Source organism: Streptomyces nigrescens (assembly GCF_027626975.1).
In the GTDB taxonomy this organism is placed as follows: Bacteria; Actinomycetota; Actinomycetes; order Streptomycetales; family Streptomycetaceae; genus Streptomyces; species Streptomyces nigrescens.
Window position 1 is genome coordinate 3281205 of sequence record NZ_CP114203.1, and the last position, 15483, is coordinate 3296687.

At 69.9% G+C, this 15483-nt stretch carries 19 protein-coding genes; 10 read left to right on the top strand and 9 right to left on the bottom strand.

The window, feature by feature from the left end; translation table 11 throughout:
• Positions 1-228 precede the first annotated feature (228 nt).
• From STRNI_RS14630 to STRNI_RS14640, 3 genes are all read left to right on the top strand, one after another.
• Complete coding sequence (locus tag STRNI_RS14630) at positions 229-1200, top strand: ABC transporter substrate-binding protein (protein ID WP_026169259.1); 972 nt, start codon at positions 229-231, stop codon at positions 1198-1200.
• 65 nt (positions 1201-1265) lie between these two features.
• Positions 1266-2201, top strand: coding sequence for an amino acid ABC transporter permease (locus STRNI_RS14635; RefSeq protein ID WP_018087481.1), 936 nt, complete (start codon positions 1266-1268; stop codon positions 2199-2201).
• 47 nt (positions 2202-2248) lie between these two features.
• A complete protein-coding gene (locus STRNI_RS14640) occupies positions 2249-3001 on the top strand; it encodes an amino acid ABC transporter ATP-binding protein (protein WP_026169260.1) in 753 nt (250 codons plus the stop codon).
• 80 nt (positions 3002-3081) lie between these two features.
• Here STRNI_RS14640 and STRNI_RS14645 read toward each other — a convergent pair whose 3' ends face one another.
• Positions 3082-3843, bottom strand: coding sequence for a class I SAM-dependent methyltransferase (locus STRNI_RS14645; RefSeq protein ID WP_018087483.1), 762 nt, complete (start codon positions 3841-3843; stop codon positions 3082-3084).
• A 94-nt stretch (positions 3844-3937) separates the two neighbouring features.
• Here STRNI_RS14645 and STRNI_RS14650 point away from each other — a divergent pair, with 94 nt between their 5' ends.
• Positions 3938-4567, top strand: coding sequence for a CGNR zinc finger domain-containing protein (locus STRNI_RS14650; protein WP_018087484.1), 630 nt, complete (start codon positions 3938-3940; stop codon positions 4565-4567).
• On the opposite strand, the gene sodX is transcribed toward STRNI_RS14650, so the two are convergent.
• Positions 4471-4941 carry a nickel-type superoxide dismutase maturation protease gene (gene sodX / locus STRNI_RS14655; protein ID WP_018087485.1) on the bottom strand — a complete coding sequence of 157 codons (471 nt, stop codon included), beginning with the start codon at positions 4939-4941 and terminating at the stop codon, positions 4471-4473. The two genes, STRNI_RS14650 and sodX, sit on opposite strands and share 97 nt — an antisense overlap.
• Positions 4942-5109: 168 nt before the next feature.
• On the opposite strand from sodX, the gene sodN reads away from it, so the two are divergent.
• The 3 genes from sodN to STRNI_RS14670 all read left to right on the top strand — a co-directional run bounded on the left by sodN (position 5110) and on the right by STRNI_RS14670 (position 6418).
• Positions 5110-5505 (top strand): superoxide dismutase, Ni, encoded by a 396-nt coding sequence (gene sodN / locus STRNI_RS14660; RefSeq protein ID WP_018087486.1) that lies wholly within the window; start codon positions 5110-5112, stop codon positions 5503-5505.
• A 282-nt stretch (positions 5506-5787) separates the two neighbouring features.
• Positions 5788-6009 carry an effector-associated constant component EACC1 gene (locus STRNI_RS14665; RefSeq protein WP_262371305.1) on the top strand — a complete coding sequence of 74 codons (222 nt, stop codon included), beginning with the start codon at positions 5788-5790 and terminating at the stop codon, positions 6007-6009.
• On the top strand, positions 6002-6418 hold the full coding sequence (locus STRNI_RS14670; RefSeq protein WP_204165934.1) for a hypothetical protein: 417 nt from the start codon (positions 6002-6004) through the stop codon (positions 6416-6418). Before STRNI_RS14665 ends, STRNI_RS14670 begins: the two co-directional genes overlap by 8 nt.
• 18 nt (positions 6419-6436) lie before the next feature.
• On the opposite strand, the gene STRNI_RS14675 is transcribed toward STRNI_RS14670, so the two are convergent.
• Positions 6437-7741 (bottom strand): cation:proton antiporter, encoded by a 1305-nt coding sequence (locus tag STRNI_RS14675; protein WP_266439456.1) that lies wholly within the window; start codon positions 7739-7741, stop codon positions 6437-6439.
• 338 nt (positions 7742-8079) lie between these two features.
• Here STRNI_RS14675 and STRNI_RS14680 point away from each other — a divergent pair, with 338 nt between their 5' ends.
• Together STRNI_RS14680 and STRNI_RS14685 are read left to right on the top strand one after the other, a co-directional pair.
• On the top strand, positions 8080-8448 hold the full coding sequence (locus STRNI_RS14680; protein ID WP_093642591.1) for a YciI family protein: 369 nt from the start codon (positions 8080-8082) through the stop codon (positions 8446-8448).
• A 68-nt stretch (positions 8449-8516) separates the two neighbouring features.
• Positions 8517-9812, top strand: coding sequence for an RNA polymerase sigma factor (locus STRNI_RS14685; RefSeq protein ID WP_381844498.1), 1296 nt, complete (start codon positions 8517-8519; stop codon positions 9810-9812).
• 97 nt (positions 9813-9909) lie between these two features.
• Here STRNI_RS14685 and STRNI_RS14690 read toward each other — a convergent pair whose 3' ends face one another.
• On the bottom strand, positions 9910-10869 hold the full coding sequence (locus STRNI_RS14690) for a LysR family transcriptional regulator (RefSeq protein WP_037740464.1): 960 nt from the start codon (positions 10867-10869) through the stop codon (positions 9910-9912).
• Between the two features lie 218 nt (positions 10870-11087).
• Here STRNI_RS14690 and snpA point away from each other — a divergent pair, with 218 nt between their 5' ends.
• Positions 11088-11753, top strand: coding sequence for a snapalysin (gene snpA, locus STRNI_RS14695; protein ID WP_018087490.1), 666 nt, complete (start codon positions 11088-11090; stop codon positions 11751-11753).
• A 218-nt stretch (positions 11754-11971) separates the two neighbouring features.
• Here snpA and crcB (STRNI_RS14700) read toward each other — a convergent pair whose 3' ends face one another.
• The 5 genes from crcB (STRNI_RS14700) to STRNI_RS14720 all read right to left on the bottom strand — a co-directional run bounded on the left by crcB (STRNI_RS14700) (position 11972) and on the right by STRNI_RS14720 (position 15411).
• Positions 11972-12346 carry a fluoride efflux transporter CrcB gene (gene crcB / locus STRNI_RS14700; RefSeq protein ID WP_018087491.1) on the bottom strand — a complete coding sequence of 125 codons (375 nt, stop codon included), beginning with the start codon at positions 12344-12346 and terminating at the stop codon, positions 11972-11974.
• Positions 12343-12729, bottom strand: coding sequence for a DUF190 domain-containing protein (locus tag STRNI_RS14705; RefSeq protein ID WP_277411373.1), 387 nt, complete (start codon positions 12727-12729; stop codon positions 12343-12345). The genes crcB (STRNI_RS14700) and STRNI_RS14705 overlap by 4 nt, the downstream gene beginning before the upstream one ends.
• Positions 12726-13163, bottom strand: coding sequence for a fluoride efflux transporter CrcB (gene crcB / locus STRNI_RS14710; RefSeq protein ID WP_159486220.1), 438 nt, complete (start codon positions 13161-13163; stop codon positions 12726-12728). The genes STRNI_RS14705 and crcB (STRNI_RS14710) overlap by 4 nt, the downstream gene beginning before the upstream one ends.
• 85 nt (positions 13164-13248) lie before the next feature.
• On the bottom strand, positions 13249-14115 hold the full coding sequence (locus STRNI_RS14715) for an isocitrate lyase/PEP mutase family protein (RefSeq protein ID WP_277411374.1): 867 nt from the start codon (positions 14113-14115) through the stop codon (positions 13249-13251).
• A gap of 210 nt (positions 14116-14325) precedes the next feature.
• Positions 14326-15411, bottom strand: a complete 1086-nt coding sequence (locus STRNI_RS14720; RefSeq protein ID WP_018087495.1) for a magnesium and cobalt transport protein CorA — start codon at positions 15409-15411, stop codon at positions 14326-14328.
• Positions 15412-15483: the final 72 nt, after the last annotated feature.

Below are 15483 nucleotides of genomic sequence, written 5' to 3' on the forward strand. Positions count from 1 at the left end.
TGCCCGGAGCGGACCGGGCCGCCGGCGCCGTCCGCCGGCACGGAACCTCCCTTGCGGCATCTGCCCGCCACCTCGCCGTCCCCGTCCGTTATCCGATTTTGACCTGAACGACAGTCCGAATACCGGAGTCCGGATGGCAGGATTCCGACACCAACCGAGGTCGCGACGCTCGAAGGTGTGCCCCGGCCCTTTTGTCACGTCGGCTTCTCCATCCGCAGGAGGATCAGCATGACCGCAAGCACCACCCGTCGCTCGGCCGCCGGCAGGTCTCGCACAGCCGTGGCCGCAGCGACCGCGGTCGCCGCCTCGCTGCTGTTGCTCAGCGCCTGCGGCGACCAGACGAATGAGGCCATCGCCAAGCGCGAGGCGAAGAAGAGCCGCAACGTCAACGCCCCACTGTTCAAGCTGCTGCCCAAGGACGTCCAGGAAAAGGGCTTCCTCCAGGTCGGCTCGGACATCACCTACAAGCCGGTGGAGTTCCGCTCCAACGGGAAGATCGAGGGCATCGACCCGGATCTCGCGGCGGCGATGAGCAAGGAGCTGGGCATCAAGCTCAACTTCAACAACGCCACCTTCGACACCCTCATGGGCGGCCTGAAGTCCAAGCGCTACGACATCGCGATGTCGGCGATGACGGACACCAAGGAGCGCCAGGAGGGCATCGACAGCAACACCGGCAAGAAGATCGGCAAGGGTGTCGACTTCATCGACTACCTCAACGTCGGCGTCTCGCTCTACACCCGCAAGGGCAAGACCAACGGCGTCGACGGCTGGGAAACGCTGTGCGGCAAGAAGATCGCGGTGCAGCGCGGCACGGTCTCGCACGACCTGGCCAAGGACAAGTCGAAGGCCTGTGAGTCCAACGATTCCGAGCCGATCTCGATCGAGGCGTTCGACAACGACTCCGAGGCCCAGACCCGGCTGCGTACCGGCGGTGTGGACGCCGTCTCCAGCGACTACCCGGTCGCGGCGTACGCGGTGAAGGTCTCCGGCAAGGGCAAGGACTTCCAGATGGTCGGCGGCGCGCCGCTGAAGGCGGCCCCGTACGGCATCGCGGTTCCCAAGGGCCAGGACCGGCTGCGTGACGCACTGAAGGCCGCCGTGGAACGCACGATCAAGAACGGCTCGTACGCCAAGGTCCTGGACAAGTGGGACGTCAAGGACGCCGCGGTCAAGAAGGTGCAGCTCAATGGCGGCTGATGAGCCGCTGTACGCCGCCCCGTCCGCCCCGCGCACCTCCCGCCGAATGCTGAAAGGCAACACCCGTGTCAGTTGACGTCGACAAGTCGGCCCAGCCGCCGGCCGATGCTCCGCCGCCCGAGTCCATCAAAGCCATCCCGGTGCGCCATTACGGGCGCTGGGTGGCGGCGATCGTCGTCATCGGGGTAATCGCCGCCCTGGGCAGGGCCTTCGCCACCGCGGACGTCAACTGGGACGCCATCCCCCAGTACATGTTCAACGCGGACATCCTCAAGGGCCTGCGCAACACCCTGCTGATCACCGTGCTCTCGATGATCATCGGCATCGTCGGCGGTGTGATCCTGGCCGTGATGCGCCAGTCCAAGAACCCGGTCACCTCGACGGTCGCCTGGTTCTACGTCTGGTTCTTCCGCGGAACGCCGGTCTACGTCCAGCTGTTCCTCTGGTTCAACCTGGGCCTCGTCTTCCAGTACATCGACATCATGCCGATCTACAAGGACGAGTGGTCGGACTTCATGACCCCCTTCCTGTGCGCGCTGCTGGGCCTGGGGCTCAACGAGGCGGCGTACATGGCGGAGATCTGCCGGGCCGGCCTCAACGCCGTCGACGAGGGCCAGACCGAGGCGGCGCACGCGCTGGGTATGAGCCACGCCAAGACGCTGCGCCGGATCATCGTGCCGCAGGCGATGCGGGTGATCGTGCCGCCGACAGGCAACGAGGTCATCAACATGCTGAAGACCTCCTCGCTGGTCATCGCCGTCCAGTACTACGATTTGCTGCAGGCCGCGCAGAACGTCGGACGGGACTCCGGTGTCGTCGTGGAGATGCTGATCCTCGCCGCCGCCTGGTACCTCATCGCCACCACGGTGCTCAGCATCGGCCAGTACTACCTGGAGCGCTACTACGCCCGCGGCTCCAGCCGCCAGCTTCCGCTCACCCCGCTGCAGCGCGCCAAGTCGAGGCTGTCCGGCGGCTTCAACCGCCCCGGAGGTATGGGATGACCAGCAAGATCACGACGAGCAAGGCGGCCGGCACGAGCGGCGGCCCGATGGTCAAGGCCGAGGGCGTCCACAAGTCCTTCGGCGCGGCCCACATCCTCAAGGGCATCGACCTGGAGGTCGCGCCGCGGGAGGTCTTCTGCCTGATCGGCCCGTCCGGCTCCGGCAAGTCGACGTTCCTGCGCTGCATCAACCACCTGGAGAAGGTCAACGCCGGCCGGCTGTCCGTCGACGGCGAACTGGTCGGCTACCGCGAGCACAACGGCAAGCTCTACGAGCTGCGCGACAAGGAGGTCGCCGCCCGCCGCCGCGACATCGGCATGGTCTTCCAGCGCTTCAACCTCTTCCCGCACATGACCGCGGTGGAGAACATCATGGAGGCGCCGATCCAGGTCAAGGGCGAGTCCAAGGGCGCCGCCCGGGAACGCGCGACCAAGCTCCTGGACCGCGTCGGCCTCGCCGACAAGGCCGGGAACTACCCCTCGCAGCTCTCCGGCGGCCAGCAGCAGCGCGTGGCCATCGCCCGTGCGCTGGCGATGGAGCCGAAGCTGATGCTCTTCGACGAGCCGACCTCGGCCCTCGACCCGGAGCTGGTCGGTGACGTCCTGGACGTCATGAAGGACCTGGCAGCGGACGGCATGACGATGATCGTCGTGACCCATGAGATGGGCTTCGCCCGGGAGGTCGGCGACTCGCTGGTCTTCATGGACGACGGTGTGGTGGTCGAATCCGGCCACCCGCGCGATGTGCTCGGCAACCCGCAGCACGAGCGGACGAAGTCGTTCCTGTCGAAGGTGCTGTAGCGCTCCTTCTGCGGACGCGGTGCGCGCCGCCCCGGTGGAGGTTCCGCCGGGGCGGCGCGCGTACGTGCTGCCGGGACGGTCTACTTCAGGCCCAGCACCAGCGCGTCGGTGGGTGAGGCCCACACCGGCCGGGCCTCCGCGAAGCCCGAATCCCGCAGCACGGCGGCGTGCCACGCGGCCGACGGGGTGTCACCGTCCGCATGCTCGCCGTAGATCTCGAAGCGCTCGGCGGTCGGCGCGGCCAGCCGCGGGTCGGCGGCCGCCAGCTGCCACCACTCGGCCCAGTCGACGGCGCCGGACGCCTTCGCCGCGTCCATCCGCGCATGCCGGAAGGCCCGCTCGGCGGCGTTGATCCGCGGGGTGCCCTCCTCGGGCATGTGGTCGGCGTTCATGAAGACCCCGCCGTCCCGCACCAGGGTGCCGAGCTGCCCGTACAGCGCGCGCAGGTCCTCGGTGTGCAGCCAGTGCAGCGCGGTGGCGGTGAGCACCGCGTCGTACGAGTCGTGCGGCAGCTTCTCCGTCCACCGCGGGTCCTTGAGATCGGCCCGTACGAAGCGGACCCGGGACTCGCCTTCGAAGTACCCTTCCGCGATGGCCAGCAGCGCGGGATCCAGATCGACGCCCACACTCTCGGCCCCGGGGAACCGCTTCAGCAGCCGGTCGGAGATACTGCCGGTGCCGCATGCCAGGTCCAGCACCCGGGGCTCGGGGCCCACCAGCGCCTCGACCATGTCCAGCATCACCCGGAACCGCTCCTCGCGGTCGGGGAGGTACCACTCCTGCTGGCGGTCCCAACTGTTCTGCCACGCTTGCCAATCGGCGCCGACGACGGTCTCGGTCATCGCTTCCCCTTCAGGCCGTAATACCCTCGTAGTGAGGACACCCCTTACTACAAGCACGTATCCGTACCCTAGCCTCCGCCCGTAAGGACTACAAGTGGAACTGGCCTATTACTCGGACTATGCCGTGCGACTGGTCAACACCGAGCAGCCCGAACGCGGCACGGACACCCTCACCTCGGTCGATGTCGTACGGGAACTCTTCGGCCCCGCCCAGCAGGCCGCCCGGCGCGCGACGGACAGCGACGTCACCCGGCTGCGCACGGTCCGCGCCCGGCTGCGCGCCGTCTTCGAGGCCGCCGACGCCGGTGACGAGGTGCTGGCCGTGGACCTGCTGAACGCCCTGATGATGGAGTTCCCCGTCAGCCCGCAGATCTCCGGCCACGAGTACCGGGACGACAACGGCCGCCCCGACTGGCACATGCACATCGCCGACCACGCCGCCAACGCGACCGCCGGCTTCACCGCGACCGCCTGTATGGGCCTGGCCTTCCACCTCACCGAGCTGGGCGTGGACCGGCTGGGCATCTGCGAGGCGCGGCCCTGCCGCAACGTCTACCTGGACACCTCGACCAACCGCTCCCGGCGCTACTGCTCCGACCGCTGCGCCACCCGCGCCAATGTCGCCGCCTACCGCGCCCGCAAGCGCCTGGAGAGCGAGCGCGCGGCCCGCACCGGCCGGACCGCCGACACGGCCCAGGACAGCACCCCGGCGACCGACCGCTGAATCCCGCGCGGCGGCCGCACCCGCACCCAGGCGCGGGCGATGACCAGTTCGTCCGGGACCACCCCGAATTCCCGGCTGTCGTTCTCGACGAACGGATTGTCCCCCTGGACCCACCAGCCGCCGTCGCGCCGCCGCACGGCCCGCTTGACGATCAGCAGATCCTGCCGGAACGGATGCCGCAGCACGACCACGTCACCGGGCCGCACCGCCGCCCCGTACCGCACCACCAGCTGGTCGCCGGGCTGCAGCGTCGGCACCATCGACGGGTTGTACACCTCGGCCAGCCCGAAGGCGCGGAGGAGCCCGCCCCGCTCATGCCCCGCGTCCGCGTCCGCACCCCGCTCCGGCTCGCGCTCGTGCACCCGCTCCGGCATCCCGTACCTCCCGGTCCAGCCCCGGTCCGACCCGCTCACCGGCCCATCCTCCAACAGTCCCAGCGTGACACCGGACTTTTGCCCTAAGACCCCCGGCCCGCCCGAGAAAAGCCTTCCCGCACCGAGTAATCTCGCACCTGAGAAGACGATCACGAGGAAGGACTGAACATGCTTTCGCGCCTGTTCGCCCCCAAGGTGAAGGTCAGCGCCCACTGCGACCTGCCCTGCGGCGTGTACGACCCGGCCCAGGCCCGCATCGAGGCCGAGTCGGTCAAGGCCGTCCAGGAGAAGTACCAGGCCAACGAGGACGCGGACTTCCGCACCCGCGCCGTCCTGATCAAGGAGCAGCGCGCCGAGCTGGCCAAGCACCACGTCTCGGTGCTGTGGAGCGACTACTTCAAGCCGCCGCACTTCGAGAAGTACCCGGAGCTGCACCAGCTGATCAACGACACTCTCAAGGCCCTCAGCGCCGCCAAGGGTTCCCACGACCCGGCCACCGGCCAGAAGGCGCTGGACTACATCGCCCAGATCGACAAGATCTTCTGGGAGACCAAGAAGGCCTGACCCGGGCCCGGCGTCCCGGCCCGCGTGCGCGCGGGGCGTACCGCCTCTCCGAGTGTCCGCACCCGTTCCGACGCCCTCCGCCGACCGTGGAGGGTGACGGGCCGGGTGCGGTCTTCTTTGTGCGGGACCGGGAGACGCACGAACGGTTCCGTCTCTCGACCGACTCGTTCCCCTCATTGTTCGAATTCACGGGGACCGAGCTTTCACATATGAACATTATGCGGCACAATCAACCCTTCCTTAAAAACGGCGCGGGGATTCGAGTAACCTCGCCCCGTGGACATGGAATCCTTGATCACCGCATTATCCGCGGGTACCGTACTCGCCACTCTGGCCAGCTCGGTGGCGACTTTCCTGGGGGCGAAACGGAAACGCACCGTCAAGGTTCAGCGTAACGGCCTGACCATTGAAGTGAATTTGGAAAAGCCGGACCAGGCGGAGGCTTTCCTCAAAGAATTCCTGTCCCAGCACCCCGGCGAGGGCAGGGGGCGGGAAAATGACTGAAGCCCGAGTTCCCGCGCAACGCGCCGCCCGGAAGCAGAGCAGAGGCCGCAGTACCCCACAGAACTCGATCAACGCAGGTCTCGGCGGGGTCGGTGGCGGTACGGGGATGGTCGCCATCGCCCATTCGGTGGGAGTGGACACCGCCCTCGGCCAAACTCTTCTCTATGCGGCGCCGGCGGTGTCCGTAATTGCCGGCAGCCTGTTGTACAACCTCAAGCTGCAAGCGGAGTGGTACACCGAGCGCTGGCAGGTGGGCAGGGCCCGCAAAACGCTGGAAAAGCAGCTCAAATATCCCCACACCTCCACCGAACACAAAACAGAGATCAAGGCGCTGCTGGAAGAGCTGGACCATGCCGCCGCAAACGCCGAGCTGGAGCGCATCAAACTGTTCTCCGGAAATCGGCGCTGACGCATCGGCCGGTGGCCGTCAGGACGGGGCCGGGCCGCCCCGTCCGTGGCCGCGTCCGTGGCCGTGGTGCAGACCGCCGGCCGCCATTCCTCTGACGGGCAGTTCCTCCGCCGCGGGACCGGCCGGGCCGATGCCCTTGGCCGCCGCCGCCCGTCCGTAGCGGTTCGCCAGGGGGGCGGAGGTGAGGCCGTGGGCGAGGACGCTGAGGAGTACGGTGCAGGCGATCGCCGGGAGTACCGGGCGGGCACCGGCGGGGGTGAGTTCCTCGACCGCGAGCAGGCCGAAGATGATCGAGGCCAGTCCGCGGGGGCCGAACCAGCCGATGAAGCCCACCGTCCGGGCGTCCAGCCCGCTGCCGGCCAGGCACAGCGCCACCGGCACCATGCGGATCACCGTCAGGCTCAGTACGGCGTAGACCACGGCCTGCCAGGTGACATGGGCGAACACCTCGGGAAGCAGCACGGCGCCGAAGACCAGCCACACCAGCACGGACAGCAGCGCCCCGGACTGCTCGACGTACAGCAGCACCCGCGGGGGCGCCCCATGCGCCGTGCCGAATGCCAGGCCGGCGACGAAGGCGGCGACAAAGCCGTTGCCGCCGATGGCTAGGGCGGAGGTGTAGCCGAGGAGGGAGAGGGCCAGGACGCCCGCGCCGGCGAAGTCCTCGGCCGCCCAGCCGTTGCGGAGGGTGGTGCGCAGCAGCCATCCGGCGGCCAGCCCGATCACCGCGCCGTACGCCGTACCGATGGCGAGCTGCACCAGGGCCTGCCCGGTGGCGTCCGGTCCGGCGGTGTGCTCGGCCGCGGACACCCCGGCCAGGGCGAGCACCACCAGCGGGGTGACGATGCCGTCGTTGAGGCCGCTCTCCACGTTGATGACCCGGCGGATCTTCGCGGGCACCACGGGGTTGACCATCATCGTGGCGCCGAGCGCGGCGTCCGTCGGAGCGAGCGCGGCTCCGACGTAGAGGGCGGACCAGCCCGAAACGCCGGGCAGGAGGGCGGCCGCCAGCAGCGCGCCGAGGCCCACGCACAGCGGCAGTCCGATCGCCAGCAGCCTTACGTAGATGCCGAGTTCCGGGCGCAGGGCGCGGAAGGAGAGCCGTGCGGCGTCGGTGAAGAGCACCCAGACCAGGGTGATCTCCGCGAGCGTCTTGACCGTCTCGTGCGGGAGGGCGAGGTCGAGGACCCCGGTGCCCTCGCCCAGCAGCAGGCCCAGCAGGACGAAGGCGGCCGGCGCGGTGAGTTCGAAGCGCTCCATCCGCCGTGAGCACAGGCACCACAGGAACAGCAGGAGCAGGACCAGGGAAAGGGTGCCGTCCACAGGGTCTCCAGGCTTGGCCGCGCGGGCGCTCGGGCGTCCACTCTCGGCCATCGCCCCGCTGCCAGGCCGTTCCCGGGAGGCCGGGCCCGTGCCTTTCACACGGTTGGCGGAGACGGGTACGCCGGGCCGCCTCTGGCACGGTCGTCCGGCAGACCGGCCCCGGGCAGTCCGGCCCCGGGCAGTCCGGCCCGGAAAGAATTCCAGGAAAATCTCCCGGTGGTGTCGATCCGGGTGACGGGCGTTCGTCGCGTTAGTAAGAGGGCGGGTTCGGGCGCCGGCGGTCCGGCTCCCCCCCCCCGCCCCGCTACGACGGACGCATCTGCACCAAGGAGATGACCATGCGCTTCATGATGCTGCTCAAGATCGACGAGAACACCGTGCCGGCCGGCGGGCCCAGCCCCGAACTGATGGCGGAGATGGGCAAGCTGCTCGACGAGATGACCAAGGCCGGGGTGCTGCTGGACACCGCGGGGCTCACACCGACCGCGCAGGGGACCCGGCTGCATCTGTCGGGCGGCAGGATCACCGCGACCGACGGGCCGTTCACCGAGGCCAAGGAGGTCATCGGCGGATATGCCCTCATCCAGGCCGCCTCGAAGGAGGAGGCGGTCGAGTGGGCGACGCGTTTCCTGCGGACGCACGGGGACGAGTGGACGCTGACCTCCGAGATCCGGCAGGTGGAGGAGCCGCCGGGGGCCGGTGCGTGAGACAGCCTGCCCGGGCCCCCGTTTCCGCGGCGTCGGATTGCCGCGGCGGGGGCCGGGTGCTCTGATGGGTGCCCGTGACGGCCGAAGACACCACGGATGAGGCGCACCGCGCGATCGAGGCGGTGTTCCGGATCGAGTCGGCGCGGCTGATCGCCGGGCTGACCAGGGTCGTGCGCGATGTGGGGCTCGCCGAGGAGCTGTCCCAGGACGCCCTGGTGGCCGCGCTGGAGCGGTGGCCGGAAACCGGTGTCCCGGACAATCCGGGGGCCTGGCTGATGGCCACCGCCAGGAACCGGGCCATCGATCTGCTGCGCCGCCAGGAGCGGCTGGCCCGCAAGGTCGAGACGCTCGGGCGGGACGCGGAGCGCGAACCCGGGCCGTCCGAGGCGGCGTTCGACCGGGTCCTGGACCGTGCCGGGATCGAGGACGATCTGCTGCGGCTGGTCTTCCTCGCCTGCCATCCGGTGCTGTCCACCCAGGCGCGGGTCGCGCTGACCCTGCGGCTGGTCGGCGGTCTGCGGACCGATGAGATCGCCCGCGCCTTCCTGACGTCGGAGGCGACCGTCCAGCAGAGGATCGTCCGGGCGAAGAAGCGGCTCGCCGAGGCAGGGGTGCCGTTCGAGGTGCCGGCCAGGGCGGAGTGGGGCGAGCGGCTCTCGTCGGTGCTGGAGGTCATCTACCTGGTCTTCAACGAGGGGTACGCGGCGACGGCCGGGGACGACTGGATGCGGCCGGCGCTGTGTGAGGACGCGCTGCGGCTGGGGCGGATGACGGCGGGGCTGCTGCCGGAGGAGCCGGAGGTGCACGGGCTGGTGGCGCTGATGGAGATCCAGACCTCGCGGTCGGCGGCGCGGACCGGGCCGAAGGGGGAACCGGTGCTGCTGCTGGAGCAGAACCGGTCACGCTGGGACCGGCTGCTGATCCGGCGCGGACTGGCCGCGCTCGCCCGCGCCGAGGAGCTGGGCGGCACGGTCGGCCCGTACGCCCTGCAGGCCGCGATCGCCGCCTGCCATGCGCGGGCGCGTACCGCGCAGGAGACGGACTGGCCGCGGATCGCGGTGCTGTACGGGGCGCTGGCGCAGGTCGCGCCGTCGCCGGTGGTGGAGCTGAACCGGGCGGTCGCGGTGGGGATGGCGTTCGGGGCCGAGCAGGGCCTCGCCGTCGTGGACGGGCTGGCGGCGGAGCCGGCGCTGGCGGGCTATCACCTCCTGCCGAGCGTCCGTGGTGATCTGCTCGCCCGGCTGGGGCGGGCGGCGGAGGCCCGGGAGGAGTTTCTGCGCGCCGCCGCGCTGACCCGCAACACCCGTGAACAGGCCCTCCTGGAGGAGCGGGCGGCGGAGCAGGGGGAGGACGGGCGGGCCTAGTAGGCGCGGAGTCCCTGCCGTTGGCCGCTTTCTGCCGTTGGCCGTTCCTGCGGCTGGCCGCTTTCTGCCGTCGCCGTCCCTGCCCCGCCCGCTCCGTCTAGGTCCCTACGGGCAGCGGTCCGTCATGGCGTACCAGCCACGCCCGGTAGGCCTCGCTCGCCCAGGCGATCTCCATGTACGAGGCGGTCAGGTCGGCGAACAGGTCGTCCGCGGAGGCGGCGGCGGTGTCGTCCTGACGGCAGGCCATGAACAGGCGGACGGCCAGCGGATCGCCGTACAGGGGGCGGATCGCCATGCCGTGGCGGGAGCGGGCGGTCGGCTGGCAGGGGGTGACCACCTCGCCCGCCGTGACGAGGTCCACCGTGGTGAGGTAGTCGCCGTGCACGACCCGGGGGTTGATTCCGGCCGCGGCCCAGATGCGGCGCAGTCCGGCCCATTCGCCGTCCACGGCCGGGTCGACCATCCACTGGTCGTCGGCGAGGTCCGCCACCCGGATGACCTCCCGGGCGGCCGCGGGGTGGGTGTCCGCCAGGGCGATGAACTGCGGCTCCCGGGCGATGAGTTCGTGTTCGGCCAGACCGTCGGGGACCCGCAGGGGCGCCCCCTCGACCTCGTGGACGAAGGCGGCGTCGAGCTGTCCCGTCGCGACCATGTGCAGCAGGGCATTGGCGGACACATCGGTTCTTATCGTGGTGTCCGTCTCCGGCAGCCGTACCCTTAGCCGGCGCAGCCAGCCGGCGACGGCGGGGCTGTTGGTGCTGCCGATGTGCAGCCGCGCGCCCTGTTCGCGCTGCGAGGCCGAGGCAACCTCGTCAATAAGTGCCCGCATTTCGGCCACTATCGGCCGGGCCCGGCACAGGACCGAATGCCCCAGCGGGGTCGGCCGGCTGCCGCTCGGTTCACGGAAGAAGAGCTGGCCACCCAGGGCTTTCTCGATGCGGTGGAGCTGGGTGGTCAGGGAGGGCTGGGTCATGCCGAGTTGCCGGGCAGCCTTGCGTACGCTGCCGGTGTCGGCGATGGCGCACAATGCGCGAAGATGCCTTACCTCGAGCTCCACGTCCGGAGCATAACGACGCAGGCACACGTCACACCAGACTCTCAAACCCGTCTGAACTCCGTTTTTTTCTCAGGGTATTGGCTGGTGCTATCGCCACCTAACATCTCCGTCTTCCGGGCGAACTCCGTCCAGACTCAACGGCACCAAGAAATCCGCAGGGCCCCGGTCGCCGCCCCACACGGCGACCGTACGGCCCTCGGAAATTAAGGAGCCCCCACATGAGATCTCCCAAGACGGCGCTGTCGGCGGCGCTCGGACTGGGCCTTGTCGCCGCGCTCGCAGCCGCGGCGCCGGTTTCGGCAGCTTCCCCCTCCCCCACCAACTCCTCCCACAGCAGCGCCGCTTCGATCGCGGCGTACAACGGCTCGGCCGCCGAGAAGGCCGACACCAAGGCGTTCTTCGAGGCCGTGATCAAGTCGGCCAAGGCCAAGATGAAGGCGCACCCGGACGCGGCCTCGGTCACCGTCACCTACGACGCCAGCAAGGCCCCGAAGTTCGCGGACCAGATAGCGCAGAGCACCTCCATCTGGAACGGCTCCGTGCAGAACGTGAAGCTGCAGGAAGGCAGCGGCGGCGACTTCGAGTACCGCGAGGGCAACGACCCGCGCGGCTCGTACGCCAGCACCGACGGTCACGGGAAGGGCTTCGTCTTCCTGGACTACCAGCAGAACCAGGAGTACAACTCCACCCGCGTGACCGCGCACGAGACCGGTCATGTGCTGGGCCTGCCGGACCACTACGAGGGCCCGTGCAGCGAGCTGATGTCCGGCGGCGGCCCCGGCACCTCCTGCCAGAACGCCCAGCCGGACGCGAACGAGAGCGCCAAGGTGGACCAGCTCTGGGCCAACGGCCTGGCGGGCATCCGCTTCGGCAAGGCCTCCTGACGTACCCGACGGACCCGCTGAAGTAACGAAGTTCGGCGGCGGCCCGCGGACCCGGCCCGGCTGACGGTGGCCGGGTCCGTGAACGGCCTGGGGCTGTCGAGTGCCGGAACCTGGCGGCCGGCCCTCGTACCCCACCAGCCCCCGCCTCTTGTGCGCCGCCCATGCGGTGGGGCTCCCCCGGAGCCCCACCGCTTTCGTCTGCCGTCCGGCCGCCCGGGTCAGCCCCACAGCGCCCGGGCGGCGGCCACCCCGGCGAACGCGGCCGCGAGCGTGGCGAGCACGCTCAGCACGGCATTGGCGGCGGCCCAGCCCCGCGCCCCGTCGGCCGCCAGCCGGAGCGTCTCGTACGAGAAGGTCGAGTAGGTCGTGAGCGCTCCGCACAGGCCGGTGCCGAGCAGCAGTTGGGCGTGCGAGGAGGCGGCGCCGACGGCGACCGCGCCGGTCACCAGGCCGAGGATCAGACTGCCGGCGACATTGACGGTGAACGTCCCCCAGGGGAAGACCGTGTCGTGCCGACACTGCACATAGCGGTCGGTGAGGAAGCGCAGCGGCGCCCCGACCATCGCCCCGGCCACCACCAGCAGCCAGTTCACCCGCGGCCGCCCTCCTCCGGAGCCGTACCGCCCGTGCGGGGGTAGGTGATCCGCTCGCACGGTTCGAGGGTGACCGTGCCGCCGTCCGTGAGGAGTTCGTCCAGATGCGGGAGGAAGGAGCGGATCCGCTCCTCGGTGTCGACGGCGACGATCGCGACCGGCAGCTCCTCGCTCAGCGACAACAGCCGCTGGGTGTGGATGAGGGAGGTGGCGCCGAAGCCCTCGATGCCGCGGAAGACGCTGGCACCGGCCAGTCCGGCCTCGCGGGCGCGGTGCACGACCTCCGCGTACAGGGGCTTGTGGTGCCAGGCGTCCTGCTCGCCGACGAGGACCGTGAGCCGGAGCGCCGGGGTGCCGCCGGGAGATGCCGTGCCGTCTGTCATGCCGTCCGCCGCCTCAGTTCGAGAAGTGCACGTGTGCCGGTCACCGCGCACCGTACGGCCGCGAGCGCGGCGAGCACGGTGCCCGCGAGATAGGCCATGGCCGCGGCCGGGTGCCGGGCCTCGATCAGCCGCTGGATGTCCACGGCGTAGGTGGAGAAGGTGGTGAAGCCGCCGAGGATGCCGGTGCCGAGGAACGGACGCACCAGCCGGTGGGCGGGCCAGACGTCGGTGATCATGACCATCAGCACGCCCATCAGCGCACAGCCGACGACGTTGACGGCCAGGGTCGTCCAGGGGAAGGAGCCGTTGCCGGTGGGCCAGAGGAGGGCGGCGCCGTAACGGGCCGCGGCGCCGATGGCACCCCCCACGGCCACCACGCCGATCACCGGCCACTGCCCTTGCCAGGGCGCCGCCCGGCGGGGTCGCTCGTTCATGTGTCTCCCGAGATCATCGGCGATCTCAGGCTACCGCCGCTCCGCCGCCGGTGCCGGTGCCGCCGCCCGCCGCCCGCCGCCCGGATCACACCGGGACGGCCCGGCGTCCGGGGTGGTGCCGGCTGAGGTTCCGGGCCAGCAGCTCGGTGGCTTCCCTGACCCCGATCTCGCCGCCGGTCTCCCCGGTGGCCGGCAGCCGCCCGTCCGCGTACTTCAGCTCGGCCAGCGCGGTCTCCATCGCCCGGTGCGCCGCGAACAGGCACGGCGTGCTGTAGATGGCCACATCGACACCCAGCGCGGTCAGCTCGGTCAGCGAGAGCCGCGGGGACTTCCCGCCCGCGATCTGGTTGAACAGCAGCGGCTTGTCGCCGACGACCTGACGGATCCGGCGGATCCCGTCGACGCTGCGCACCCCGTCGACGAGCACCACATCCGCCTCGGTCCCGGCCAGCGCGGCCGCCCGCCGCAGGATCTCGTCCTCCTCCGTGGCGTCCGTACGGGCCACGACGAGCAGATCGGTACGGCTGGCGAGCACCAGGTCGAGCTTCTCCAGGTACTCCTCCAGCGGCAGCACCAGCTTGCCGTCCGCGTGCCCGCACCGGCGCGGCCGCTTCTGGTCCTCCAGGATCACCCCGGACGCCCCGGTCCGCTCCAGGCGCCGCACCACATGGCAGGCCACCTCGGGATCGACATAACCGTCGTCGATGTCCACCAGCAGATGGTGGTGCGGGAAGGCGCCGCGCAGCCGCTCCACGAAGGCGGCCATGTCGGGCCAGGCGATGAAGCCGATGTCCGGCAGCCCGTAGTACGACGCGGCGAAGCCGAAGCCGGAGACGAAGAAGCCGTTGTAGTGGCCGGCGGCGACCGAAGCCGCATACATGTCGTGGACGCCGATCAGTGGCGTCGTCCCCTCGGCCGCGATCTCGTCACGCAGTGCTTGTCCGTACCGCAATGTGCTGCTCCTGTCAGAACCGGCGGGGACCGCGGTCCGGCGTCCGGGCGTGCTCAGGGGCGCGCGGGTGGTCCCGGCGCCGCGACCACCCGTTACCGGGGAATCGGTCAGGGGCATAGTTATCCGGTGTTCCGCCGAAATCCCCTCAACACGCCATGACCTGCCGTGACTTTCTCGACAGCCGGGGCGGGAGGGCGCCGCCGGGGGAGGCTAAAGCCAGCCGTTCCGCTTGAAGCCGCGGTGGATCACCCAGCAGATGCTCACTATCACGGTCATCACCAGCGGATAGCCGAATGTCCAGTGCTTTTCCGGCATATGGTCGAAATTCATGCCGTACACACCGCAGACCATGGTCGGTACGGCCAGGATCGCGACCCAGGCACTGATCCGGCGCATGTCCTCGTTCTGGGCGACGGTGACCTGGGCCAGATGGGCCTGCAGTATGGAGTTGAGCAGTTCGTCGAAGGCGGTGATCTGCTCGGTGACCCGGTCGAGGTGGTCGGCGACATCCCGGAAGTACGTCGTGATCCGGGAGTCGACCTCGGACATCGGCCGGGTGGCCAGCTCCTGCATCGGCCGGTCCAAGGGGGCCACCGCGCGCTTGAGTTCCAGCAGCTCGCGCTTGAGCTGGTAGATCCGGCCGGCCCCGACGCTGCCGCGTACCGAGAAGACCTCGCTCTCGACGTCGTCGATATCGTCCTGGACGGCGGCCGTGACATCGAGGTAGTCGTCCACGACGAGGTCGGCGACGGCGTGCAGCACGGCGGACGGGCCGAGTGCCAACTGCTCGGGCACAGACTCCAGTTGCTCACGGAGCGGACCCAGCGAACCGTGCCCGCCGTGCCGTACCGTGATCACGAAGTCGGTGCCGGTGAAGACCATGATCTCGCCGGTCTCCACGACTTCACTGGTGTCGGTGAGCCGGTCGTGATCGACATAGCGGACGGTCTTGAAGACGGTGAAGAGCGAGTCGTCGTAGTGCTCCAGCTTCGGCCGCTGATGCGCGTGGACCGCGTCCTCGACGGCGAGCGGGTGGAGCCCGAACAGCTCGACAATTCCGGCGAATTCCTTCTCGGAGGGCTCATGCAGCCCGATCCAGACAAATCCACTGCCGGATTTCCGGACCCGGTGGATCGCCACATCGGCCGGGTGGTCGCCCTCCTGCCGCACGCCGTCCACGTACACCGCGCAATTCACCACGGCGGTGCCGAGGGGCGACCGCGCCGGGTGGCTGAGGTCGACTCCCCGGGTGCGCGGCTGCGGCAGCCGGACGGCCTTGCGGAGGTTGCTGATCATCGACACCCGGCCAGTATGGCCCGCGGGAGGCGGTGAACGGTACGGCGAAGCGGCCGTTTTTACGCAGCGGGG

Coding starts and splice junctions, on each gene's coding strand:
- STRNI_RS14630 (WP_026169259.1), top strand. CDS start 229: ATGACCGCAAGCACCACCCGTCGCTCGGCCGCCGGCAGGTCTCGCACA.
- STRNI_RS14640 (WP_026169260.1), top strand. CDS start 2,249: ATGGTCAAGGCCGAGGGCGTCCACAAGTCCTTCGGCGCGGCCCACATC.
- STRNI_RS14645 (WP_018087483.1), bottom strand. CDS start 3,843: ATGACCGAGACCGTCGTCGGCGCCGATTGGCAAGCGTGGCAGAACAGT.
- sodX (WP_018087485.1), bottom strand. CDS start 4,941: ATGCCGGAGCGGGTGCACGAGCGCGAGCCGGAGCGGGGTGCGGACGCG.
- sodN (WP_018087486.1), top strand. CDS start 5,110: ATGCTTTCGCGCCTGTTCGCCCCCAAGGTGAAGGTCAGCGCCCACTGC.
- STRNI_RS14665 (WP_262371305.1), top strand. CDS start 5,788: ATGGAATCCTTGATCACCGCATTATCCGCGGGTACCGTACTCGCCACT.
- STRNI_RS14670 (WP_204165934.1), top strand. CDS start 6,002: ATGACTGAAGCCCGAGTTCCCGCGCAACGCGCCGCCCGGAAGCAGAGC.
- STRNI_RS14680 (WP_093642591.1), top strand. CDS start 8,080: ATGCGCTTCATGATGCTGCTCAAGATCGACGAGAACACCGTGCCGGCC.
- snpA (WP_018087490.1), top strand. CDS start 11,088: ATGAGATCTCCCAAGACGGCGCTGTCGGCGGCGCTCGGACTGGGCCTT.
- STRNI_RS14705 (WP_277411373.1), bottom strand. CDS start 12,729: ATGACAGACGGCACGGCATCTCCCGGCGGCACCCCGGCGCTCCGGCTC.
- crcB (WP_159486220.1), bottom strand. CDS start 13,163: ATGAACGAGCGACCCCGCCGGGCGGCGCCCTGGCAAGGGCAGTGGCCG.
- STRNI_RS14720 (WP_018087495.1), bottom strand. CDS start 15,411: ATGATCAGCAACCTCCGCAAGGCCGTCCGGCTGCCGCAGCCGCGCACC.